At 54.4% G+C, this 24,215-nt stretch carries 25 protein-coding genes and 1 tRNA gene; 1 reads left to right on the top strand and 25 read right to left on the bottom strand.

Going from position 1 to position 24,215, the window contains the following annotated elements; genetic code table 11:
• The first annotated feature begins 52 nt into the window (after positions 1 to 52).
• Positions 53 to 682, top strand: a complete 630-nt coding sequence (locus tag ACLL9E_RS06095) for a YceI family protein (protein ID WP_411290848.1) — start codon at positions 53 to 55, stop codon at positions 680 to 682.
• A gap of 133 nt (positions 683 to 815) precedes the next feature.
• On the opposite strand, the gene ACLL9E_RS06090 is transcribed toward ACLL9E_RS06095, so the two are convergent.
• The 25 genes from ACLL9E_RS06090 to tsf all read right to left on the bottom strand — a co-directional run bounded on the left by ACLL9E_RS06090 (position 816) and on the right by tsf (position 24,081).
• Complete coding sequence (locus ACLL9E_RS06090) at positions 816 to 1,787, bottom strand: NAD(P)H-dependent flavin oxidoreductase (protein ID WP_411290847.1); 972 nt, start codon at positions 1,785 to 1,787, stop codon at positions 816 to 818.
• Between the two features lie 243 nt (positions 1,788 to 2,030).
• A complete protein-coding gene (gene leuA, locus ACLL9E_RS06085; protein ID WP_411290846.1) occupies positions 2,031 to 3,701 on the bottom strand; it encodes a 2-isopropylmalate synthase in 1,671 nt (556 codons plus the stop codon).
• A 214-nt stretch (positions 3,702 to 3,915) separates the two neighbouring features.
• Positions 3,916 to 4,389 (bottom strand): AHH domain-containing protein, encoded by a 474-nt coding sequence (locus ACLL9E_RS06080; RefSeq protein WP_411290845.1) that lies wholly within the window; start codon positions 4,387 to 4,389, stop codon positions 3,916 to 3,918.
• A 42-nt stretch (positions 4,390 to 4,431) separates the two neighbouring features.
• Positions 4,432 to 4,848, bottom strand: coding sequence for a hypothetical protein (locus ACLL9E_RS06075; RefSeq protein WP_411290844.1), 417 nt, complete (start codon positions 4,846 to 4,848; stop codon positions 4,432 to 4,434).
• Between the two features lie 388 nt (positions 4,849 to 5,236).
• Complete coding sequence (locus ACLL9E_RS06070; RefSeq protein ID WP_411290843.1) at positions 5,237 to 7,174, bottom strand: potassium transporter Kup; 1,938 nt, start codon at positions 7,172 to 7,174, stop codon at positions 5,237 to 5,239.
• A 128-nt stretch (positions 7,175 to 7,302) separates the two neighbouring features.
• Positions 7,303 to 7,959 (bottom strand): tetratricopeptide repeat protein, encoded by a 657-nt coding sequence (locus tag ACLL9E_RS06065; RefSeq protein WP_411290842.1) that lies wholly within the window; start codon positions 7,957 to 7,959, stop codon positions 7,303 to 7,305.
• Positions 7,956 to 8,357: a cytochrome c-type biogenesis protein CcmH gene (locus ACLL9E_RS06060; RefSeq protein ID WP_411290841.1), complete on the bottom strand. Its 402-nt coding sequence runs from the start codon at positions 8,355 to 8,357 to the stop codon at positions 7,956 to 7,958. Before ACLL9E_RS06060 ends, ACLL9E_RS06065 begins: the two co-directional genes overlap by 4 nt.
• Positions 8,354 to 8,884 (bottom strand): redoxin family protein, encoded by a 531-nt coding sequence (locus ACLL9E_RS06055; RefSeq protein WP_411290840.1) that lies wholly within the window; start codon positions 8,882 to 8,884, stop codon positions 8,354 to 8,356. The genes ACLL9E_RS06060 and ACLL9E_RS06055 overlap by 4 nt, the downstream gene beginning before the upstream one ends.
• Complete coding sequence (locus tag ACLL9E_RS06050; RefSeq protein ID WP_411290839.1) at positions 8,881 to 10,812, bottom strand: heme lyase CcmF/NrfE family subunit; 1,932 nt, start codon at positions 10,810 to 10,812, stop codon at positions 8,881 to 8,883. Before ACLL9E_RS06050 ends, ACLL9E_RS06055 begins: the two co-directional genes overlap by 4 nt.
• A 27-nt stretch (positions 10,813 to 10,839) precedes the next feature.
• Complete coding sequence (gene ccmE, locus ACLL9E_RS06045; RefSeq protein ID WP_411290838.1) at positions 10,840 to 11,289, bottom strand: cytochrome c maturation protein CcmE; 450 nt, start codon at positions 11,287 to 11,289, stop codon at positions 10,840 to 10,842.
• Positions 11,286 to 11,417 (bottom strand): heme exporter protein CcmD, encoded by a 132-nt coding sequence (gene ccmD / locus ACLL9E_RS06040; RefSeq protein WP_411290837.1) that lies wholly within the window; start codon positions 11,415 to 11,417, stop codon positions 11,286 to 11,288. Before ccmD ends, ccmE begins: the two co-directional genes overlap by 4 nt.
• On the bottom strand, positions 11,417 to 12,133 hold the full coding sequence (gene ccmC, locus ACLL9E_RS06035) for a heme ABC transporter permease CcmC (RefSeq protein ID WP_411290836.1): 717 nt from the start codon (positions 12,131 to 12,133) through the stop codon (positions 11,417 to 11,419). The genes ccmD and ccmC overlap by 1 nt, the downstream gene beginning before the upstream one ends.
• 52 nt (positions 12,134 to 12,185) lie before the next feature.
• Entirely contained in the window at positions 12,186 to 13,217 is a 1,032-nt protein-coding gene (locus ACLL9E_RS06030; protein ID WP_411290835.1) for a Leu/Phe/Val dehydrogenase, read from the bottom strand.
• A gap of 107 nt (positions 13,218 to 13,324) precedes the next feature.
• A tRNA-His gene (locus ACLL9E_RS06025) sits at positions 13,325 to 13,401 on the bottom strand.
• A gap of 86 nt (positions 13,402 to 13,487) precedes the next feature.
• On the bottom strand, positions 13,488 to 13,715 hold the full coding sequence (gene rpmE / locus ACLL9E_RS06020; RefSeq protein ID WP_411290834.1) for a 50S ribosomal protein L31: 228 nt from the start codon (positions 13,713 to 13,715) through the stop codon (positions 13,488 to 13,490).
• 190 nt (positions 13,716 to 13,905) lie between these two features.
• Entirely contained in the window at positions 13,906 to 14,367 is a 462-nt protein-coding gene (fabZ, locus tag ACLL9E_RS06015; RefSeq protein ID WP_411290833.1) for a 3-hydroxyacyl-ACP dehydratase FabZ, read from the bottom strand.
• A 5-nt stretch (positions 14,368 to 14,372) separates the two neighbouring features.
• Positions 14,373 to 15,065, bottom strand: a complete 693-nt coding sequence (locus tag ACLL9E_RS06010) for an OmpH family outer membrane protein (protein ID WP_411290832.1) — start codon at positions 15,063 to 15,065, stop codon at positions 14,373 to 14,375.
• On the bottom strand, positions 15,065 to 17,710 hold the full coding sequence (bamA, locus tag ACLL9E_RS06005; protein WP_411290894.1) for an outer membrane protein assembly factor BamA: 2,646 nt from the start codon (positions 17,708 to 17,710) through the stop codon (positions 15,065 to 15,067). The genes ACLL9E_RS06010 and bamA overlap by 1 nt, the downstream gene beginning before the upstream one ends.
• 155 nt (positions 17,711 to 17,865) lie before the next feature.
• Positions 17,866 to 18,987: an RIP metalloprotease RseP gene (gene rseP, locus ACLL9E_RS06000; protein WP_411290831.1), complete on the bottom strand. Its 1,122-nt coding sequence runs from the start codon at positions 18,985 to 18,987 to the stop codon at positions 17,866 to 17,868.
• A complete protein-coding gene (locus ACLL9E_RS05995) occupies positions 18,977 to 20,143 on the bottom strand; it encodes a 1-deoxy-D-xylulose-5-phosphate reductoisomerase (protein ID WP_411290830.1) in 1,167 nt (388 codons plus the stop codon). The genes rseP and ACLL9E_RS05995 overlap by 11 nt, the downstream gene beginning before the upstream one ends.
• Positions 20,144 to 20,146: 3 nt before the next feature.
• On the bottom strand, positions 20,147 to 20,884 hold the full coding sequence (locus ACLL9E_RS05990; RefSeq protein ID WP_411290829.1) for a phosphatidate cytidylyltransferase: 738 nt from the start codon (positions 20,882 to 20,884) through the stop codon (positions 20,147 to 20,149).
• Positions 20,881 to 21,609 (bottom strand): polyprenyl diphosphate synthase, encoded by a 729-nt coding sequence (uppS, locus tag ACLL9E_RS05985; RefSeq protein ID WP_411290828.1) that lies wholly within the window; start codon positions 21,607 to 21,609, stop codon positions 20,881 to 20,883. The genes ACLL9E_RS05990 and uppS overlap by 4 nt, the downstream gene beginning before the upstream one ends.
• Positions 21,610 to 21,649: 40 nt before the next feature.
• Complete coding sequence (gene frr, locus ACLL9E_RS05980; protein ID WP_411290827.1) at positions 21,650 to 22,207, bottom strand: ribosome recycling factor; 558 nt, start codon at positions 22,205 to 22,207, stop codon at positions 21,650 to 21,652.
• Between the two features lie 3 nt (positions 22,208 to 22,210).
• The gene (gene pyrH / locus ACLL9E_RS05975; protein ID WP_411290826.1) at positions 22,211 to 22,936 is read right to left on the bottom strand and encodes a UMP kinase; all 726 of its coding nucleotides are present in this window, start codon (positions 22,934 to 22,936) and stop codon (positions 22,211 to 22,213) included.
• A gap of 218 nt (positions 22,937 to 23,154) precedes the next feature.
• On the bottom strand, positions 23,155 to 24,081 hold the full coding sequence (gene tsf, locus ACLL9E_RS05970; RefSeq protein ID WP_411290893.1) for a translation elongation factor Ts: 927 nt from the start codon (positions 24,079 to 24,081) through the stop codon (positions 23,155 to 23,157).
• Between the last annotated feature and the right edge of the window lie 134 nt (positions 24,082 to 24,215).

Here is a 24,215-nt window from a genome sequence, read left to right as displayed (position 1 = left end):
GGGGGAGGCATCGACATTGATGCCTCCCTTTTTTCATGTCCGGAGCATCCTCATGCGCAAGATTTTATGTGCCCTTCCCCTCTTTGTCGCCGTGCCGCTAATCGCGCAGAGCGCACCTGAAGTGCCAGGCGCGATGGACGTCGCCCGTGTAACCGCCGGAACATATAATACCGACCCCGGCCATACACTCATAGGCTGGCGCGTCAGCCATTTTGGTTTCAACGATTATTTCGGCATTTTTGGCGACGCAACGGGTACGTTGACACTTGATCCGGCCAAGCCGAACACATCCAAGGTCGATATCACAATCCCCATCGGCAAGGTTACCACCGCAAGTGCAGGCTTGACCGGACATTTGCTGCGCGCTGGCAAGGACGGCGGCAAGGCCGACTTTTTCGGCCCAGCCCCGGCCGACGCGAAATTCGTTTCCACGAGCGTTGTCGCTTCGGGTACTTCAGCGAAAATCACGGGTAACCTGACGTTGAATGGCGTGACCAAGCCAGTTGTGCTCGACACAAAATTTTCAGGCGCAGGCAACAACCCGTTCAATAAAAAAGCCACGGTGGGCTTTCACGCGACCACGACGATCAAACGCAGCGACTTTGGCGTAACCTACGGCATCCCTGTAGTTTCAGACGATGTGAAACTGGACATCAGCGTTGCGTTTGAAAAGGCGAGCTAAGCTGTAAAATATTCCCACGCAAAGCCGCGAAGGCGCAAAGAAAAGGAGAATTCTTCATCTTTGCGGCTTTGCGGCTTTGCGGCTTTGCGTGATAAAATTTGTTCGGTGTAAAAACGGCGCTGGCCCGCTTAGATTACCCCAAATATCGCGCGTCGAGGCTGGCCTTGGCTGCGCGATATTCTGCCTCAAGTTGGTCGACAAATTCAGCGACGGTCTGCACTTCCTTGATCGCGCCGATGCCTTGGCCTGAACCCCAGATATCCTTCCACGCCTTGGCCTCGCTATTACCGCCGGAGCCAAAGTTCATCGTCGAAATATCGCCCTTGGGCAGGTTGTTCGGATCCATGCCGGCCTTCTCGATCGACTGGCGCAGATAATTGCCGCTCACGCCAGTGAACAGGTCTGAATAGACAATGTCCGCTGCCTTCGCCTCGACAATATTCTCCTTGTAGCCATCGACGGCATTGGCTTCCTTGGTCGCGATAAACGCGCTGCCGATATATCCGAAATCGGCGCCCATTGCCTGCGCTGCCAAGACCGACGCGCCATGTGCGATTGATCCGGAAAGGGCGACTGGTCCATCAAACCACTCACGGATTTCGCGCATCAAGGCAAAGGGTGACGTCACGCCTGCGTGACCACCAGCCCCTGCCGCAACGGGAATAAGGCCGTCCGCACCCTTTTCGATGGCCTTGTGCGCAAAACGATCGTTGATCACGTCATGCAGCACGATCCCGCCCCATGAATGCACAGCTTCGTTGAGTTCGACCTGAGCGCCCAGTGACGTGATAGTGATAGGCACTTGCCATTTGGCGCAGGTCCCGATGTCTTCTTGCAGGCGGTTGTTCGATTTATGCACGATCTGGTTGACCGCATAAGGTGCAGCGGGACGGTCGGGATTGTCGCGGTTATGCGCGGCCAGTTCTTCGGTAATCTGGTGCAACCATTCATCGAGCTGCGCCTGAGGTCGCGCGTTGAGTGCAGGGAACGACCCGACAATGCCAGCCTTGCACTGTGCGATGACCAATTCCGGCCCCGATACGATGAACAGCGGAGAGCCGATCACCGGAAGCCGCAGATTGTCGAAAATTGCCGGAAGTGCCATGCGCCGAATCCCCTGTTAATTCGCTGATTAAAAGTTCGTTAGCCACAGCATATCGCGGCTGTCAAATGGCGGGTACGGGACACCCCGTTCCGTAACGGCAGCGTCCCCCCTCTATTGTGTTTAGAGGAACGCTCGGCAGCTCCAGCGCACGTGTAGTTGATGCCGCGTACCATTTCTCAAATGCTCTCCACCGCCCATGGAGGCGCATTAAGAAAGAAACATGCTGTCCGCCAGCCCATGACCTTAAAGGCTATTCGCTGCGCTGAGAATGGCTCTGACGGATGCAGTGGCCACATCTTGACTGATGCCTACGCCAAATAATATCGGACCGTCACCTACACGACATTCGACATAGGCGGCAGCACGCGTATCGGTGCCACGGCCAATGGCGTGTTCGCTGTAATCTATGATATCCAATGGCCCACCCAACGCTTCTTGCAGGGCGTCGGCCAGACTGGAAATAAGGCCATTTCCGCGACCGCTGACGCCTTGGATCTCACCATCAATCCGGATATTGCCAGCAAAGATTCGCTCGCTGTGCTGACGCGGACTTTGGCTTTCGTGAAAATCGACCAAGTGGAAACGGCCTTCGCCTTTTAGGTGATAGCGCTTTTCAAACGCCGCCCAGATGTCAGCACTCGTCAGTTCGTGGCCCGTGGAATCCGACAGTTCCTGGACGGTGTTGGAAAAGTTCGCCTGCATGCGCTTGGGAAGTTTTAGGCCCTGGTCCTGTTCGATGACCCATGCCACGCCGCCCTTACCGCTTTGCGAGTTTACGCGGATGACAGCTTCGTAGCTTCGTCCCAAGTCAGCCGGGTCAATGGGTAAATAAGGTACGCGCCAGATTTCGTCATTCTGCTGTTCTTGCGCAGTGAACCCCTTTTTGATCGCGTCCTGATGCGAGCCGGAAAAGGCAGTAAAGACCAGTTCACCCGCATAAGGATGTCGCGGATGGACGGGAAGTTGATTGCAATATTCAACGGTCTGGATGACTTCATCTATATCGCTGAAATCGAGGCCAGGGTTCAAACCTTGCGTATACAAGTTGAGCGCCAGCGTCACCAGGTCAACATTGCCCGTACGCTCGCCATTACCAAACAAGCAGCCCTCAATCCGGTCTCCGCCCGCAAGCAGACCCAGTTCCGCCGCGGCGATACCGCTGCCGCGGTCATTGTGCGGATGAAGGCTAATGATAACGTGATTGCGCGCGCTGATGTGGCGGCACATCCATTCAATTTGATCGGCATAGACGTTGGGCATTGCCGCCTCCACCGTAGCAGGCAAATTGAGGATGAGCGGCTTTGCAGCGGTCGGTTGCAACACGTCCATCACGGCTTCGCACACTTCAAGGCTGAATTCGAGTTCGGCAGTCGAGAAAGTTTCGGGGCTATATTCGAAATGCCAGTCTGTTTGCGGATATTTCGCCGCTTGCTCTTTCAATATGCTCGCACCCTCTACGGCGATGGCCTTAACGCCTGGCTTATCAAGCTTGAACACAATGTCCCGCCAAGCAGGGCTCACGGCATTATAGAGATGGACGATAGCGCGCGGTGCGCCTGCCATGCTTTCAAAGGTTTTTTCGATCAGATCTCGCCGAGACTGCGTGAGGCTTTGGATCATCACATCGTCCGGAATGCAGCCGCTGTCGACCAAGCCGCGGATAAAATCAAAATCCGTGGCACCTGAACTGGGAAAGCCGACCTCAATTTCCTTTACGCCAATTTTCAGCAGCAGATCAAAAAAGCGCTTCTTTTTCTCGGCGCCCATGGGATCAATAAGCGCCTGATTGCCATCGCGCAGATCGGTCGAGAGCCAGCGAGGCGCACAATCAATCGTCCGCGAGGGCCATTGGCGGTCTGGCAGGTTAACCTGCGGGAACGGTCGGTATTTTCGCGATGGGTCTGATAACATCATGATGATTGGCAATTTCGCTAATGTGCCCGTTTTGCAGGCTTTGAGATCTGGCGGAAAATTGATGCCCTTAGACGGGTTGCCGGACGAACCGGCGAACAGGCACGCCTAAGGGCGTGTAAGTCGAAGCAAGAGCGAAATGGCGGTGTGCACGGTCATTATGTTTAAACGATAGCCATGTCGTGCAACTTTCGTCCAGTCTTAAATTCAAAAAATGTCATTTTGTTGCAATCCAGATCGCTTCGCAAGCTGCGTCAATATTGTCGAAGTTTACGCTGGTATGGAATGGGTCACGCTGATTCAGCGACATGAGTGGTGGCGAACGTGACAAAACCGTGCGCAACGCACCTACAAGCAGGTTAATTCTGTCGGCGGCATCGCGTCGGGCGGATTGGCGATATCGAATAGTGGCATAATCCCGGAAGATCGCTGCAATGCGGTGGGCAACAAGTTCATTGTATCGCCGGTGTGGACCACGATGTAGCGACAATCCACTGCGCAGCGCAGCAGCTTCGGTTGCCGGAAGAAACACACCGTTGCGGGCGAAATAGCGTCCATCAAATCCATCGGCCCTGACCGCTTCAAATGCAGGGGAGAACGCTTTGCTGGCAAAGACACCCACAGGTATCAAATGGTGCGACTGAAATTCCCCGGGCGCACTTGAACCCGCGACCCTTTTGAAACTCCGCATATCGCCCACCGCCACAAATACCCCATATTGTTTGTTGCGGGATTATTCTGGCATAAAAAATTCTGCAATTACAATGTCATTCTGCGCATTCGGCGTAAGAAGAATGGTTTCACCAGACTGCATACCCGGAACTGCTATTTCGCGTAAAATTGCACCCTGCGTTGCAAGATCATGCACCAAACGTACCATAAAGCGCATCGCATCTCGCGTCGCCATCGGGGCATGTTTAAATTCAAGTTCCTGCCCGCAAAACCATTTCAGGCCGTGGGTTTCGACTTTGGATTGATCGGTCGTGTCGAATTGAACACAAATGAGTGCAGGAAAAGCCGCTTTATTGGAATACTGCTTAACGGCTTCTGCAAAATATTCAAATCCCGACAAGATCGAAGCCGGCTTCCATAAAACAGCCTTGGCGCGAAATAACCGCCCGAGAACTTCCCCCAGTTGCATCAACGCCATAGCAATAGCCGGAATGGCACCGCCCTTGTCAACGGCGGGCCCAAGTTCCAAATGGATAGCTGACCGCACGTCGCCCATGTCCGTGCTACAGAAGATATGTTGTGCTGCCTTAACCTGCGTCATGCTTTGAATGTCGTAAGCAAATGACACGCCATGATATGATAAAATCCCGAAATCTAACGGATCCGCATCCTCGCAAACGAACGAAATACCAAGCCGACCAAAATCAAGCGAACGCCAGGCCAACCTCAAATCCGCGCAATCCTGCGTGCTCAGCAATGACATGATTGACATCTGGCATTCCTATCGACGTTCCATTTTTGTTCTTAGGATTGCCGACAAAAACGTTCAAGCGCTTTTAATAGGGCCCGATAAGGACCTGTTCTGGTTAGATTTCGACCTGACTGCCAAGTTCCACAACCCGATTGCTCGGCAGCTTGAAAAACTCCATCGCGTTCGCTGCGTTTCGCAGCATCCAGGCAAACACCTTCTCGCGCCAAATGGCCATTCCGGGAATTTTCGACGCAATCAATGTCTGGCGTGACAGGAAGAAGCTGGTGTGCATCATGTCAAATTTAGGCCCGCATAGCTCAACCTGTTTTAGTGTCTCGGGGACATTGGTTTCTTCCAAAAAGCCAAAGCGCATTTTCACGCGATAAAAGCCTTCGCCTAAATCTTTGCAGACGATCCGGTCAGCAGCATCAACAAACGGGACATCTTCGATCTGCACGGTCAGGATGATGATGCGCTCATGCAAGATCCGGTTGTGCTTGATATTATGCAACAGCGCCGATGGCACGCCGCTGGCCGCAGAAGCCATGAATATCGCAGTGCCCTGAACGCGGGTGGCGCTATTGGCGGCGGATTTGATGAAAATCTCCATCGGCATCGTGCTCTCCGCCATCCGCTCGCGCATCAACGCTCGGCCACGTGACCATGTTGTCAGCAAGGTGAAGATAACCAGACCAATCAGCAGCGGAACCCATCCGCCCGACGGAACCTTTAACAAATTCGCGCCGAAATAGGCAAAGTCGACGATGAAGAACAAAGCCAAAGTTGGAATTGCCTTCCACTTCGGCCATTTCCAGAGCGTCAGCAATACGACCGCGATCAGGCAGGTATCAATGAACATCGCGCCAGTTACCGCAATGCCATAAGCTGCAGCCAGATTGGACGACGACTGGAAGAACAGCACCAGCAGCAGGACCATGACGGCAAGGCCCCAGTTAATCGCGGGGATGTAAATCTGCCCTGCGGCTTTTTCACTTGTATGCAATATGCTGAGACGCGGCATGAAGCCAAGTTGAATGGCCTGCTGCGTCAAGGAGAATGCCCCCGAAATAACGGCCTGACTGGCAATGACAGCCGCCATAATCGTGAGGAAAATGACCGGCGTGCTGATGATTTCAGGGACCATCAGAAAGAACGGGTCGCGAATGGCCATCTGCGCCTCTTGCGGCGTCATCGACAATATCATTGCGCCCTGCCCCATGTAGTTAAGCATCAGCGCAGGCAGCACGAAGAAGAGCCAGCTAAACTTGATTGGGCGGCGTCCAAAATGGCCCATATCGGCGTAGAGCGCCTCTGCACCTGTCACAGCAAGAACTACGGTACCCATGGCCACAAAGGCGCGAAAACCGTCAATATAGAAGAAATAAAACGCATTTAGCGGATTCAACACATCGAAAATGATCATCGGCATTTTCGTCAGGTGCATGATACCCAGCCCGGCGAGCGTCGCAAAATACACCAGCATGATTGGCCCAAACCACGCGCCAACCTTAGCTGTACCGCGCGACTGGAAGGCAAAAAGCGCGCCGATAATCACTACGGATATCGGAATGATCCACGCACTAAAGCCTTCATTTACATATTTGAGACCTTCCGCTGCCGAAAGGATCGACATCGCCGGCGTAATCATGGAATCGCCATAGAATAACGCAGTTGCAAAAACCCCAAGCATAACAAACGGCGCAGTCCATTTTGCGCCCGCTGTCTGACGGTTTATGAGAGCCAGCAATGCGAGGCTTCCGCCTTCGCCCTTATTGTCGGCCTTCATGATCGTGAAAACATATTTGAAGGTAACGACAATCATCATTGACCAAAACACGAGGCTCAGCACACCTTTGATGTGCATCGGGTCGGGCGTGATGGGATGATGGCCTGAAAAAGTCTCGCGAAAGGCGTAAATCGGGCTTGTACCGATGTCACCAAACACCACGCCAACTGTGCCGACACACAAAGCCAGCAGCGACCCTTTCGGGGCATGGCTGCCTTGGTGATCTTGATCGCTATGACCAAAATCGTCTGCTTGCGGTCCAACCATTTTGTTTCCCCGGCTTTCGCCCCAATACCACGATAATCGTAGGCGGGACGGGCGCATTAGCATGGCCTACCGCCCTGCACAACCAAGCAATCCTACACATATTCTCGACTAATAATACGCAATATCAGTTATTTAACTTGGGCATTTAATTGAGCTTGTGCAGCTTGCGCTTGCAGAGTCTTTGCGGCTTGCAGCTGCGACTCAATGCGGGCTTTCCATTTTGCTTTCGGCGTCGCCAAGGAAACGGTTTTTTCCCACAATAAAATTGCACCATCAAGGTCACCGGCAAACAGCCGGGCAAGGCCTGCAAAATAATAAGGCGCTGGGTAATTGGGCCGGATCGCGCGCGCCTTGTCGAAAGCCAATTGCGCAGGCGGAGACATCTGCCCCTCGCTTGCGAGCATCAATTGCAAGCCAAGCGCCGACCAGAGATCCGGATTTTGGGGGTCGCTGCGCAGACCCGATTGTATATAGGCTGCGGCCAGTGGATAATCCCCTTGTCTCGCAAACGAGTCTGCAGTCACCAGCCAGCGTTTTGCCCCGCCAAAGCTCTGATCCATATCCGCCCTGATTTCGACAAGCTGCGTTGCAGCCACTTCGCTTGCGGCCAGCGGTTTTGCTGGTGACGCCGGCGTACCGGGACGGCCCTGAAGCGCGTAACCCGTCATACCCAGCAATATTGCAGCTGCCGCAATCTGCCACAAAGCCTTTGACGAGCGTACAAACCATATCAGCACCGAAACGCTGGTGACAGACAACAGCCCTAATGCAATCCAACCATTCATGTGCGCTTCCTAAACAGCCCGCGGGCGAGCCAGATAGACGCCAACAGCACCAATAATGGTGTGAGCCACAGTAAAAGCCCCGCGCCCCTCATGTCCGGTTCAAAACTAACCCATTCGCCATAACGACCAATCATCCAGTTCCTGATGGCCTCGGGCTTCTGACCCGCTGCGATCTGCTGACGCACTTCGGCACGCATGGTCCCTGCCATTAATGCATCGCTATCGGCAATTGACTGTCCCTGACACTGAATACAGCGCAGGCTATGCATAAGGCGCGTGGCGTCTGCCTCCTGCACGGGATCCGCTAATTGGCGGTTGGCAAGCGCAGGCGTCGGACCGCTGCCTTGCGCAAAAACAGGGGTCGCAATCATCAAGGATATGAGCAGCAATGCCCTCATTGCGCAGCTTTCAATTTTTCAATCAGCATCGGCACATGTTCTGCCCGAATGTCGCCAATATGCTGGAACAAAATAATGCCATCGCCTGATATTACGTAGGTTTCCGGCACACCAGACGATCCCAGCTTGAGCTGAACTGCCATTTCACTATCAGAGCCAATCCGCCGGAATGGATTGCCAAATTCCGTTAGAAACGCAGCAACATCCTCGGGACGGTCACGGATAGCAATGGCGTCGATTTCGACACCTGCCGCCTTCAATGCCTCAAGTTGCGGTGCCTCCGCCTTGCAGGGAATACACCAGCTCGCGAATATGTTCAGCAACCTTGGCGTGCCGTCGGCCATATCCGTGTTTGACAGCGGTTGAACCCCCGGCGTCGCGGCTGGCAATGCAAATTCGGGCAACTTGCGGCCAATCATGGCCGAGTGAACCTGTTCATCCTTCGGCACCGCAAGTCCGTACACCGCAAGACCACCAATAAACGCAACGACCGCAAGTGGTATCCACAGAAGCCACGGTCGATTCACGCCGCGCCCCACTTATTTTGTGCAGGCTTTTTGGCGTGACGGAACATCCGGCCAAACAACGCAATCATGCCGCCTAAAGCGATCAGCAACGCACCATACCAGATAAATGTCACGAAAGGTTTCCACCACAAACGCACTTGCCAGCGGCCATCGCCTTGCTGGTCGGGCTGTGCAATCACGGCATAAAGCTGGCCGTTCCATTGCGTGAGCAATGCTGCTTCACTCGTCTGCATTTCTGGCTTGAAGAACTGCCGCGATTGCGGACGCAGCACAAAGGCGTCGCCATTCCTCCCCGCAATCATTTCACCTTCAACCGCAACCCAGTTGTCGCCAACAACTGGCTTGATATCATCGAGCTTAACCTGCCAACCGGCGACATTGGTGCTTTCGCCGGGCGCAAGCGCCGTCAAGGTTTCTTTCGAAAAGCCCGATTCAGCCGCCATACCGAAAACGCTGACCGCGATGCCAAAATGGGCAATGACCATGCCAAAAACGGGCAATGGCGTGCGCAAAAGTTTACGGCCCCTGAGTGGCAACCATGCAGCGACGCCTAAGGCCAAAGCCAAAGCTATGCCCAATAGAGGGAATATACCAACTTCAGGCGCGAACTTCCAAACGGCCAAACCGCTCCACATCAAAATGGCTGCCGCGCCAACCAACCAGTATTTGAGCCGCTTTAGTTCATCACGCCGCCAGCGCAGCATTGGACCCACCAACAAGGCGAGCATCAGAAGGACGGCAATAGGCACCGTTGCCTTGTTAAAATAAGGTGGCCCAACCGAAATCTTGTCGCCCATGGCCTCGGCCGCAAGCGGATAGAGTGTGCCAATCAAAACGACTGCCAAAATGACACTGAGGAAAATATTATTGGCAACAATTGCACCCTCGCGGCTGACAAGCTGAAAAGCCTCACCTTGCTTTACCGAGCCAATGCGCAGCGCAAAGATGACGAAAGCAAGGCCAGTATACAACAGCATCAGCGCAAGGATAAATGACCCGCGTTCGGGATCGACTGCAAATGCGTGGACGCTGGTCAATATACCCGAGCGGACGAGAAATGTCCCAGCCATGGACATCGCAAAGGCGACCAAGGCAAGCATGATAGTCCATGCGCGCAACGCATTGCGCGTCGCAAGCACGCTTACCGAATGCAACAACGCCGTTGCCGCAAGCCACGGCATGAGCGAGGCGTTTTCAACGGGGTCCCAGAACCACCATCCACCCCAGCCCAGTTCATAATACGCCCAATAGCTGCCGGCGGCGATGCCAATGGTCAGAAAAATCCACGCACCCAAAACCCATGGCCGCATTGCGCGGGCAAAATTTGGACCAACCTGATTGGTTAGCAGCGCGCCTACCGCAAAGGAAAAAGCGATAGATAGACCAACATAACCGAAATAGAGCGTCGGTGGGTGAAACGCGAGGCCGACATCCTGAAGCAACGGGTTGAGCCCTGCACCTTCAACAGGCGCAGGCGTGAGGCGCTCAAAGGGGTTGGACGCAAATAGCAGGAATGCAAAAAAGCCGAGCGCAAGGAAACCCTGCACCGCAAGTGTCGCATATAATGTGTTTGATGCGATCCGTTTTTCAAACAGCGCAATCGCTGCACCCGATATAGACAATATCGCGACCCACAACAGCATGGAGCCTTCGTGATTACCCCACGTTCCGGCGAGTTTGAAAATCACTGGCTTGTCGATATGGCTATTGCTCGCGACCAGCAGCACCGACAGATCGGTGACATAAAACAACCACATCAGCGCGCCAAAGGCAAAAGCGCACAGAGCGCCCTGAACATAAGCCGCAGGCTTTATCAGCGGGACCAATTGCCCTGTCGCACCGCGCAACAACGTCAGCCCACCAATAAGTTGAAGTAGCGCCATGGACGCAGCCAACCATAAGGCAGCCAAGCCTGCTTCTGCCATCATGCCAATGCCCTCATTGCGCCAGAGCCTTCATTGTGAAAGCGTATCCTTGGTATGTTGGGCCGCATTCATGTCGATATCAGCCAATTCTTTGGGCACATAATTTTCGTCATGCTTTGCCAGCAAGCTGTCGGCCACAAACACGCGGTCTGGCCCAAGCCGGCCATCTGCAACCACGCCAGAACCCTCAACAAACAAATCGGGCGTAATACCGCGATATGCGACGGGTTGGCTGCGGCCCTGGTCCTGAACTACGAAAGTGATCGAAACACCATCGTCGCCGCGTAGTATGGAACCTTTTTGAACCATCCCGCCCAACCGTATAGCCTTGCCAGGCTCGACCTTTGCCGACGCCAGAGTGGTCGGTGTGTAGAAATAGGATGCCTCTTCTTTCAACGCAGAGGCCGCAATGAGGCCTGCGCCAACCAAGGCTACAACGGCGATAGCGGCTAACAACAAACGCTGATGCTTTGGCTTCACGTCGGCTGCCTCAATTTATCGGCAGATGCCTCTGCCCGGCGCATGGCAAGATAGCTTGACACGACAAGCCACAAAATGCCGACACCCGTCACGCCAAAGGACGCAATAATGAATGGTGCGTGCGCCATTAAATTTCTGCCATCCGGCGCATCCGCGCCTCAATCCGCATTTCTGCAAGAGCGGCACGCATCCGCATAAGGACAAGCGCTCCAAATAGAAGGCTGAATCCCGCAACAGAGACAAACAGTGGCAATAAATAAGCGTCGTCGATTGATGATCCGCCTAAAGTGATGCTCGCCTTTTGATGCTGGCTTTCCCACCAGATCACCGACCGGTTTATGATCGGGATATTAACAGCACCAATGATACCAAAAACCGCTGCAACGCGGCTGGTGTCGCCCTTCTCGCTCGAGGCATTGGAAAGCGCGATGTAACCAAGATACAGGAAAAACAGTACCAGCATCGAGGTCAGGCGACCATCCCAGACCCACCAAGTACCCCAAGTGGGACGCCCCCAAATTGATCCAGTTATAAGGCAAATAGCCGCAAAGGTCGCGCCCGGAACGGCAATCGCGCGCGCCGCGACCCCGGCAAGCGGGTGACGCCATACCAATTGAATGATGCTGGCGACGGCGATGCCTGTCCATCCGCCCATCCCAAGCCAAGCCGCGGGCACATGGACAAAGATGATCTTGACCGTATCACCCATCAGCCGCTCAGTCGGCGTAAAAAACGCACCCCAAATGCAGGCCGCAAGTGTCAGCAGTAACCCCGGCCAGAACAAGGCTGGGGTCAGCGGTTTTGCGATGCGCAAAAAACGGGCAGGATTGGCGAAACGATGCATGACTCGGCTGTGCGTCTAGCACCGCCAAAGCCTTACGCCAATGGGTTTGGCGTCATCTGCCAATAAGCTTTTGTGCCATATTGTCTGCGACTTCCGCTGGTGTCATGCCGGTCGAATCACTTTGCGCCCAAATGGCAGACAGACGCCCTGGAATCGCATCAATACGGCGGTTGATTTCCGCATCATCGGCGTTTTCGACGTGACGCAAAACGTTGATGATCCCGCCAGCGTTGATGACATAATCCGGCGCATATAGAATTCCTCGATCGGCCAGCATTTGCCCTTCTGGCCCTGTCGCCAGTTGATTATTGGCCCCGCCAGCCACAGCGCGAACCTTTAACGCCGCAACGCTTGCTTCGGTCAGTATCGCGCCCAAGGCGCATGGGCTGAAGATATCGGCTTCAACGCCCATGATGGCATCGGCCGGTACGCTGCTGCCGCCCAATTCGGCCGCCAGATCAGCAGCACGCTGCGCATCGACATCCGCAAGTGTAAGTTTCGCTCCTTGCGCGGCAAGATAGCGCGCCAATCCACCGCCAACACTACCTACGCCCTGAATGGCAACGTGAACGCCCGTCATATCATCCGCCCCGGACACATGTTTGACAGCGGCTTGAACGCCAAGAAAAACGCCGCGCGCGGTGTAGGGCCCGGGATCGCCGCCCTGGTCCGGTAACCCCGCTACGTGCGGAGTGACTTTAGATAACGAAACCATGTCCGCCTCCGACATGCCGACATCTTGGGCGGTGATATATTGACCGCCAAGCGAATCGACAGCGCGGGCAAATGCATTCAGCATGTCTTGCGGCTTGGTGTGCTGGGAATCTGCCAGAATGACCGCTTTGCCGCCACCCGCAGATAGCCCCGCCATCGCATTTTTGTAGCTCATTCCGCGCGATAGCCGCAACGCATCGGTTATCGCGGCTTGAGAATTGCCATAATGCCAGAAACGGGTGCCGCCAGCTGCTGGACCCAAATGGGTGGAATGCACCGCGATAACGGCCTTCAATCCTGTTGCAAGATCGTCGAAGACGTGGACTGCCTCATGCGAGTCAAAATCAGGCAGGTCCCAAATAGCGGCCATGTCATATCCCCTGTGCGCGTTGCGCTTTTTCGTTCGGAATCAAATTGCTTTTGGGCGTAATAATATTACGCGTAGCAATTGTCACCCGGAATGTGAAATTGGGGAAATGGGGCGACCGAGGGGTCTTGAACCCCCGACCTCTGGTACCACAAACCAGCGCTCTAACCAACTGAGCTACGATCGCCATAGCGCCACTAAGGCAGGCGCATTCCTATCTTTGAAGGCTTAAAGCTATAACATACCGGGGGTCAACCCGGCACACGTAATAGCTTATTTCTTCAGGCTGAGGCCGCCAAAACGCTTGTTGAACTGAGCCACACGGCCACCAGTATCAAGCATACGACCCGAACCACCGGTCCATGCGGGGTGCGAGGACGGATCGATATCCAATGCCAGCGTATCGCCTTCTTTGCCCCAGGTGGAGCGCGTTTCGAAGATCGTTCCGTCGGTCATCTGCACCTTGATCATGTGATAATCGGGGTGAATGTCGGCTTTCATATATAAATCCTTTGCTCAGCCACCGGTTTCCGACCGGAAGCGCTAAATTCGGAAGCGCCGCGCATAGCGGGGGTATCGCGCGATAGCAAGACTCAACTAACAATCGAGATAGTGATCCTGAACTTGTTTCAAGATAACAAAGAACCCTCGCGCGTCATCCCGAAACACGTTCAGAATGACGATTGACGTATCACGCCGGTGGTTCGGCAATCATCGCCATGAATTCGGCCTCAGCGGCAACCTGATCGCCAACCATTGCACGCCCGGCAAATTTGCAGACGCGCGCGCGTTTTTGGACAAATTCGACATGCAAATGCAAAAGACATCCGGGCTCAACAGGAGCCCGAAATTTGGCGTTGTCGATCGACATGAAATAGACAAGTTTGCCCGAACCGATCAGACCAAGGCTTTCCATCGCCAATACGCCTGCTGCTTGCGCCAGCGCTTCAACAATCATGACGCCCGGCATGATGGGTCGTCCAGGAAAATGCCCTTGGAAAAACCCTTCATTCATGGTCACAGCCTTGACCGCACAAATACGCTCGTCAACGACAAGCTCCTCTACGCGGTCAACCAAGAGCATCGGGTAACGGTGCGGGAGCACCGCCATGACCCGCCGCACATCGTAATTGCTAAAGTCGCCCCCCGACATACAGATTAACGGCTGTCTGGCTGCGCTGCAGGTGTTGCTGGCGCAGGGGGCCGAGCTGCCGCGGCTTGTGCCTGTTGTGCCGCAACGTTGATCAACTGTTGAATCTGCTGATACAATTGGCCAATCTGGCGTGACGGACGCCAACCCGCAGGTGGCGTGATCGGCACTGATGGCACGGCTTTATCAAGTTCAGCCGTAATCGCAGCAGTCACATCAACCGATTCTGGCGCCCATACAAATGCATCAGGTGCCAGAATGACGTTGATTCGCTTTGCCGTAATTACTGCCTGCTGCGCAGCTTCGTATTTCAATGCAATCTGCTCGACAGAATAAAGCTGTGCCAGAATGATCGGGTCCTGAAGCGTATTAATTTCCTTCTGCTTTGCATCGATCTGCGTGAGAACAGGGCTCTTCGCCTTGATGGCAACGTCAAGCTCGGCTTGCGTAAGCTCCTTGTCCTTGTTGGTATCCAACTGCGCATTCAAATTGTTAATTTCCAGACGCTTTGCCTGCATCTGCTGTGCCACGGCTGCATATTGGGTCCCGATCTGCTGATAGGCAGTGCCAAGCGCCTTTGAACGGGCAATTGCGACCGATGTGTCAGATGTAGCGATGCCCGAAACCTGGGCGCTAGCTGGTGCTGCGACAGCAGCGGCAGACAATAAGGCAGCCAGTATGGCGGTGTTACGAGTGTTCATTAGAATTGCGTTCCTACGTTGAATGTAAATAATTTGGTGTCGTCGCCAGGCTCCTTTAACAGAGCGCGGGCTATATCAATCCTGAACGGACCAAAGGGTGAGTTCCAGTTAACGCCGAAGCCAACCGACAGGCGGGGTTTCCATGTGTCGCCAAAGAAGCGTTCTTCAAAACGCAAGGCGGCAGTCCGCGCCGACCCGTCCGCATTGGTTGCCGTGGTCGACGTCTGAATCGCTCCGGCAGTGTCTATGAAGTAATATAAGGGCGCACCTTGCGAACCATTAGTCAATATTTCGCGCTGTTGCACAGTTTGCAATATCGGGCGGGTAACGTCGAACACCGAGCCTACGTCAACAAATACCGATGGACGCAGGCCTAGTTCTTTTGCGCCGCTACCCAAGGGTATCTGCAATTCGGCGCGGCCCAGATAATAAAAGCGGCCACCAATGGCATCATCCTGAATCTGGTTACGGGCAGTCAGCGGCGAATTGACGGCAACGCCGTTCACAATCGCCCCTTCAAAAAACACACGCTGTACCCGGGGACCAACGCCGCGAATATCAAAGCCACGCATTTGCGGCTCACCAAGATAGAAACGGTCGGTCAATCGGATATCGTCGATACCCTGAGAAGCCAGTCCGCGGTTTTCGAGGGGGTGTATATATCCGCCCTCGATCGACAGGCCGAACACAAAGTTGCCAAACGGCTTCCAATATTTGTCGGCGTTGATCCGGGTTTTGATATATTTGACGTCACCGCCCAGACCCGCAAAATCCTGACTTATACCTGCGCTTTGGCCACGTGTCGGGCGAATGCGATTATCGCGATCATCATAAAGCAACGTATAACCAAGCCGCGATGTCACGCGCTTGCCAATTGCGTCACACAAGAACCTTCCGGCGATGATTGGATCGCATGTTGGCAAAAGCGGTCCTGATCCGTCGGGGTCGCTAAAGAACGTATTTTCATCCAACGAGATGTCATCTTGGCTCAAACCATATCGGCCCTGAAAATAGATGAACTCATTAACTGGCACGCCAACGCGCACTTCAAGGCCAGTCGTCGCCTGCTGATACGTTGTGTTGCGCTGGTTGTTAAAGAAGTTGAAGCTGTTCAGATCCCGGCGGAAAATATCGCCCGATAATGCAATCGATCGGTCAAACAGATAAGGCTCGGTAAACCCGATTTCAGCCGACTTTGAATAAGAAGAATATGAGATATTCGTTCGCAATTCCTGACCAAGCCCACGGAAATTGCGCTGCTTGATCGAACCTTGGAAGATGAAATTTTCAATCGAAGAAAACCCAGCCGAAAGCGACAATTCCCCTGTGGCTTTTTCTTCAACATTAGAGGTCAAGATGATCCGGTCAGGAGCGCTCCCCTGCGCCTGTTCTACTTCAAGATCTTCCTGGAAATATCCAAGCGACTTAATGCGCTCGGCAGTCCGTTTTACCTGAATGCTGTTGAACGCATCGCCCTCGTTCAGGCGGAATTCGCGGCGAACCACCTTATCCTGAGTCAACGTATTGCCGTTAATATCGATACGCTCGACGAAAACACGCGGCGATTCCGCCACATTAAATGTTATTCCCATCGTCAGCGTTTCTTTGTCGCGCTGGAAATCAGGGTTCACATCGGCAAAGGCATATCCAAACAGACCAGCGGTTTCGGAAAGGCTTTCGACCGTGTCCTCAACCATCTTGGCGTCGTAAAAATCGCCCTTTTTCATGCGAAGCGTTGTCGTCAGGCGTTCCGAGTCAAAATCGCGGATCTGGCTTTCAACCTTTACGTCACCAAATTTGTAGCGATCGCCTTCTTCCACCACATACGTGATGATGAAATCCTGCTTGTCCGGCGTCAGTTCTGCGATTGCAGAAACAACGCGGAAGTCGGCATAGCCTTGTGTGAGATAGAATTGACGCAGCTTCTGCTGGTCGAACGCCAGACGATCCGGGTCATAGCTCGTGCCCGAGCTGAAAAACCGGTAAAAACGCGACTGCTTTGTCACCATTTCGCCGCGCAGCTGGCCATCGGAAAACTTGTCGTTCCCAATAATGTTGATCTGCTGAACCTTGGATTTTGGTCCTTCGGTTATTTCAAAAACGATATCGACTCGGTTTTGGTCAAGCTGGACCAGCTTTGGTTCAACAACCGCGGCAAAGCGGCCTTGCCGCTTATATAATTCGACGATGCGCGCCACGTCTGCGCGCACCTTTGAACGCGAATAAATCTGGCGCGGTGCTAGTTTTATTTCAGGCTCGATCTTGTCATTCTTGATCCGCTTGTTGCCTTCGAGAATGATGCGATTGACGACGGGGTTTTCACGCACTTCTATGACGACCGCGCCTGAATTGTTGCGCACTGCAACGTCAGCAAACAATTCCGTTGCGTAAAGGTCTTTCAATGCCTGATCGGCAGACACTTGAGTCCATGGCTGGCCAATGCGCAGGCGAATATAAGACCGCACCGTGTCGGCTTCGAGCCGCTGCGTGCCAACGACGGTTATGGACTGGATAAGCTCCGTGGGCGCTGCTGCATCAGGCTGTGCCGGCGCTGCGGCTACTGGCTGGACGGGGGTATTTTGGGGCGTGGCTTGCGCAAAAGCGGGCGTCATTGTCCCCGTCGCTGCAAGCGCCGTTGAACCCATCAAATATAGGCCAAGGCTTTTGAAGTTGCCGAAAGGTCTGCTTTTCATTGTCATCCGATCTGATGTCCGGCACCCGCCGGGCCTTGGCAATTTGCCGCTAAAATAATTTGGCGTCCCTGCCCGATGCAGCGCGCGCAATCAAGTATGCAATGACCTCAACTGCTTCCGAAAAGCCCGAAAGACGCTAGGTCGTTGAATGTCACCATTATCATGAATACTGCCAGCATCGCAAATCCCGCACGGAAAGCCCACTCCTGCACTACTGGCGTGGCTGGTCGCCGCCGCACTGCCTCAATCGCGTAGAGCAAAAGATGCCCTCCATCGAGCATTGGGATTGGCAGGAGATTGATGAACCCCAAGTTAATCGAGATGAGCGCGGCAAGGCTGATGAAGGTCAAAATGCCAAGGCTCATGGCTTCGCCGGAAACTTTTGCAATCTTTAACGGTCCACCAAGTTCCGAAAGCGGACGCCGACCAGTGATAATCTGCCCAAGGCCAATCATCTGCTGCCGCAATATATTGCCTGTTTGCACTGTGGCTGCCCATGGTGCCTCCAGCAGGCCAACTTCGCGTATCTCAACCTTGCTGGCCCCGATGCCGATCCGACCAATCCGGTATTCATTGCCGAAACGATCCACTTCAGTCACCGCAGCAACCGTAGCTTCCATTGTCAGTCGCTCGCCACCGCGTTCAATTTCCATGACGACTTTTTCGTCGGGGATCATCACGACTTCACTTGCCATGGCATCGAATGTTTCGACCGTACGGCCATTCAGCGTCAGGATGCGATCACCAATTTGCAAGCCTGCCACCGCAGCTGGGCTTGCCGGTTGAACAACATCTACCACAGGCGGTGTCGATGATTTTCCAAAGGCCAGAAGGAACCCCATGGCGATCAGGATCGCGAGCAGGAAATTGACCGCAGGCCCGGCGGCAACAATCAGCGCGCGTTGCCACAAGGTTTTGGATTGGAACGTCTGATTGCGCTCATGCTCGGGCAATTGCCTCCAGCTTTCATCGGCTTGGCTTGACGGGTTCATGTCGCCTGCGAACTGGACAAATCCGCCCAAAGGCAGCAGGCCCACACGCCATAAGGTGCCGCGTTTGTCTTCACGTCCCCAAATTTGTGGGCCAAAGCCAATCGAGAATTTCTCCGCCTTTACCCCGAACCAGCGCCCAACCAGATAATGCCCCAACTCATGCACGACGACGAGCGAGCCAATCAGCGCCAGAAATGCGGCTAATGTCAAAAGTATGTGCGGGGATTCAGTTGCCACTGGTCAGTTTCTCCAATTCTTCCCGCGCGTAGTGGCGCGCGTCTGCATCAATGATGAACAAGTCGTCCAAATTCATTGGGGCTTCTGGCAGATACGCGGTTAACGTGGATTCTACCAGTGCCGCGATTTCCAGGAACTTAATTTGCCCATTCAAAAACGCAGCAACTGCAACCTCGTTTGCCGCGTTCAGGATTGCAGGCTTTGCACCGCCTTGTGTAATTGCCGCTCGCGCCAGTCGAAGCGCTGGGAAGCGGACAAGGTCGGGCTGCTCGAATGTCAATTGGCCAATCGAGGCGAGGTCAAGTGGCTTGCAGCTTGTTGCGATGCGCTCAGGCCATGCCAGAGCGCTTGCAATTGGAATGCGCATGTCAGGCGACCCTAGCTGCGCGAGCGTTGAACAATCGACATATTCGACCATTGAATGGATTACCGATTGCGGGTGGACAAGAATATCGAGCCTATCCAACCCGACAGGAAAAAGATGGTAAGCCTCAATCAGCTCAAGGCCTTTGTTCATCATGGTGGCCGAATCAATGCTGATCTTTGCACCCATGTCCCAATTGGGGTGCGCCACGGCTTGAGCCGGGGTGACTGCGCGCATTTCATCCAACGAAAATGACCGGAACGGCCCGCCGCTCGCGGTCAGCGTTATTTTGCGCACTTGATCAAGTTTGCCGCCGGCAAGGCATTGAAAGATCGCATTATGCTCGCTGTCTACGGGCAGAAGCTTGGCGCCCGATTTGTGGACAGCCGCCATCATCAATGCGCCGGCCGAAACCAACGCCTCCTTATTCGCCAAGGCAACGGTCTTCCCAGCCTCGATTGCAGCCATCGTAGGGGGCAATCCAGCGCAACCCACTATCGATGCCATAGTCCAGTCGCAATCGCGCCTGGCAGCCTCTACAAGGGCATCGGCGCCCGCCGCAGCCTCTATCCCTGTACCGGCAAGTGCTTCCTTAAGTTTCGAATAGGCCGATTCATCTGCAACGACAGCAATCTCGGCATCAAATTCGCGCGCCAACTGCGCAATTGCGGACGCGTTGCCATTTGCGGTAAGAGCGACAACCCGGTATTTGCTTCGATGCTGGCGGATAAGGTCAAGCGTGGACAAGCCAACCGAGCCAGTCGCGCCAAAAATGGAAACACTGCGCGTCATCGGTTAACTGCCTGCACTAAATTGAAAGAGCATAACGAGCCCAGCCGCAAATGCGACAGCGATGAGGCCATCGGTCCGATCAAACAGACCACCATGCCCCGGAATAAGGCCACCTGAATCCTTGACCCCGGCGCGCCGCTTCATCCAGCTTTCAAAGAAATCCCCTGCCTGTGCAATAACGGCAAGCGCAGCGCCGGTCAGCATCAGCCGCGACCAGCCATAAGCGAGATACATATCGCCATCGCCAGCATGTCCGCCTCGCATGGCATAGATAGCAGCCTGGATCGCCACCATCGCGAGCCCTGCCCCAAGCATGCCGCCGAATAGGCCGGACCATGTCTTTGACGGACTGATCTGCGGCGCAATTTTGGGTCCGCCTAGATTTCTTCCAACAAAATATGCGCCAACATCGGTGCCGATTACTCCGGCGATCAGCATGATTGCTGGCGTCATCCCGAAAAATGGCGCGCTAAAGATGAGCAGTGTAAAACAAGCTAGCCCGACATAGACTAACCCGCCCGCAAGCCACATTAAGCGGGACGGAATGCCTTTTGCAAAGCCAAGGACAAGCCTGGAATATTCGAAAAAGACGCCCAGTCCCACGGCAATAACGAGCGCCATAAACGCATAGCCACCAATGTAGATCGCGCCAATGGCAACCGACATCATAACGACGCTGGACAATGTCCGCACGCCCAAGTCAGAACGCGTTTTGTGCAGCGGCGCGGTGTTATCCGTCACCGGCCACCATAGCGGCGCTCACGGCGTGCAAATTCGTTCAACGCAGCTGCAAGCTCATCCTTGCTGAAATCTGGCCACAGGGTTTCGGTAAACCAGAATTCGGCATAGGCTGCTTGCCACAGCATGAAATTGGAAAGCCTTTGCTCGCCTGACGTGCGGATGACCAAATCCAGCGGTGGTAAGCCAAAAGTGTCGAGATTAGCCTCAATAGACGAAACGCTGATTTCGCCCTGAGTTGCCGCAGCGCGCGCCGCACGAACCATTTCGTCCTGTGATCCATAGTTCAACGCCACGGCAAGTGTCGTGCGACTATTCTTCGACGTCCGCGCAATCGACTCTTCAAGCATTTCCACAATATCTGGCGCCAATGCCTTGTAATCGCCAATTATTCTCAAACGCACGTCATTGGCTGCGAATTCATCGAGATCCGATTTGATGAAGTCCCGCATCAACCCCATCAGGTCATTGATTTCTTCTTCCGGCCGCTTCCAGTTTTCGCTGGAGAACGCATAAAGGCTTAATGTTTCAAGCCCGAGCTCACCCGCTGCCTTAACAATGTTTCGGACGGTCTCAACGCCGCGCTTGTGTCCCATGGCGCGAGGTAATAGACGCTTCTTTGCCCAGCGGCCATTGCCATCCATGATGATCGCAACATGGCGCGGCAATTTGCCTGTTCCCGCTGTTATGCGGGTGGGCAATGGAGTTTCTACCTCAGCGACGGCCATTACGTACCTAAATCCGTTCGTGAAAGATCCAGCGTAATAATCACTGGCTCAGGATTTCCTTTTCCTTGTGCGCGGCGGCATCATCCACAGCCTTGATCATCTCGTCCGTCATCTTCTGCACTTCGGTTTCAAGACGCTTACGGTCGTCTTCGCTGATGACCTTTTTGTTCTCGTCGGTCTTCAGGCCGTCATTGGCGTCACGGCGAACGTTACGGATCGCGATCTTCGCCTTTTCGGCATATTGGCCCGCAAGTTTGGCGAGTTCCTTGCGGCGCTCCTCGGTCAAATCAGGAATAGGCAATCGCAACGTCTGGCCATCGGTTATAGGATTAAGCCCGAGCCCTGCCGAACGAATGGCCTTTTCCACCGGGGTCACATTCGACCGATCCCAAACCTGCACCGAAAGCATCCGCGGCTCAGGCGCGCTGACCGTTGCAACCTGGCTTAACGGCATATGCGAGCCATAGACCTCAACCACCACAGGATCGAGCAAGGTCACGTTGGCACGGCCAGTACGCAGCCCGGACAGGTCGCTCTTGAACGAATCTACAGCGCCCTTCATTCGGCGCTCAACGTCAGTTTTGTCATATTGCGGCATGGATTATTTCCCTTCGCTTGTTACCACAGTTGAAGTGCCGCTTCCGTCGAGCACTTTCAAAATATTGCCCTGCTCGCGGATGGAGAACACCACGATTGGAATGTTGTTGTCCCGGCACAGCGACACCGCGCTTGCATCCATGACCTTCAGATTATCTGCCAACACCCGGTCATAACTTAATGTTTCGTAACGCGTTGCTGTTGATACTTTTTTGGGATCGGCATCATAGACGCCGTCAACAGATGTGCCCTTGAACAAGGCATCGCACTGCATTTCGGCGGCGCGTAATGCAGCGCCGCTATCAGTGGTAAAGAAAGGGGCGCCAACGCCTGCTGCAAAAATAACGATGCGGCCTTTTTCCAAATGCCGCTCGGCGCGGCGGCGGATGACGGGCTCGCACACCTTGTCCATTTCAATGGCTGACTGCACGCGTGTAGGCACTCCGAGTTGCTCAAGCGCATTCTGCATGGCAAGCGCGTTCATGACTGTCGCGAGCATGCCCATATAGTCGGCCTGAGCGCGGTCCATTCCTTTCGCCGCGCCTGCCATGCCCCTAAATATGTTGCCTCCGCCAATGACGAGACACAGTTGCAGGCCAGTGTCCTGAGCAGCTTTCACCTCTTCGGCCACGCGCGCAACGGTGTCGGGGTCAATGCCATAGGCTTGTTCACCCATAAGCACTTCGCCTGATAATTTCAGCAGAATGCGGCGATAGCCATGCGCGCCCATGTTTTTCCTCATCCAGATACGATAACGGCGCCCAGCTATAGGAGCCGCGCGCCACATCGCCAAGTGCCAATAAAGCGGCTTCAAACTTCGCAAAACAACAAACCTTGGTCATTCCCGCGAAAGCGGGTATCCATAGTCTGAAATGTCGGTTTAGACCGAATTTCTGGACCATGGCCCCCCGGTCAAGCGGGGGGTGACACAGCATATTATTATTTGGTTTAGCCGCCGACCGCAGCAGCCACTTCGGCCGCAAAGTCGGACACTTCCTTTTCGATACCTTCACCAAGCTGGAAGCGGACATAATCCTTCAGCACGATTGGCGTGCCGGCTTCTTTTCCAGCGGCGGCAACAACGTCGGAAATCGGTGTCTTGCCGTCCATGACAAACGGTTGGCTCAACAAGGCATTTTCCTTGGCAAACTTCTTCACAGCGCCTTCAACCATCTTTTCGACGATATCGGCAGGCTTTCCGCTTTCGGATGCCTTTTCACGTGCAATGCCGCGTTCACGCTCAAGCGTTTCGGCATCAAGGCCGGTCTCATCAAGGGACAGCGGGAATGCAGCCGCGATGTGCATCGCCAATTGCTTGCCAAGGCCGTCAAGTGTCGCTGCGTCGGCATCGCTTTCGAGCGCCACCAATACGCCGATGCCACCCATGCCAGGCGCCGCAGCATTGTGGACGTAGGAAACAACACGGCCATTGTTGACCGAAAGCGACTTCACGCGGCGAATAACCTGATTTTCACCGATGGTTGCAATGTTGTTGGTCAAACGTTCCTGAACAGTTTCACCATCGCCATAAGGCGCTGCCAGAACGGCCTCAGCGTCGTTTGCGGCCAGGTTGAGTGCAACCGTGCTGACTGCAGCGACAAATTCCTGGAACTGCTCATTCTTGGCAACGAAGTCGGTCTGGCTGTTGACTTCAATCGCGGTGCCCTTGGTGCCCTCAACAGCCACGCCCACCAGACCTTCGGCCGCAGTGCGGCTCGATTTCTTGGCAGCAGTGGCAAGGCCCTTAGCGCGCAGCAAGTCAACTGCGGCTTCGATATCGCCATTGGTTTCTTCAAGCGCCTTCTTGGCGTCCATCATGCCAGCGCCGGAAAGCTCGCGCAGTTCCTTGACGGCTGAAGCGGTAATTGCAGACATCATTTTGTCCTTTCTGATCATATGGAAGGCCGAAACGGCCTCAATAACATGCGTCACCCCGCAAAAGCGGGGATCCAATACCCGAACTGACATAGGATGCCAGCCGCAGGGATTGAGCCCCCGCCTACGCGGAG

Origin of the sequence: Sphingorhabdus sp. (assembly GCF_046596595.1) — a bacterium.
Classification (GTDB): Bacteria; Pseudomonadota; Alphaproteobacteria; order Sphingomonadales; family Sphingomonadaceae; genus Sphingorhabdus_B.
This window is presented reverse-complemented; position numbering and strand designations above follow the sequence as displayed.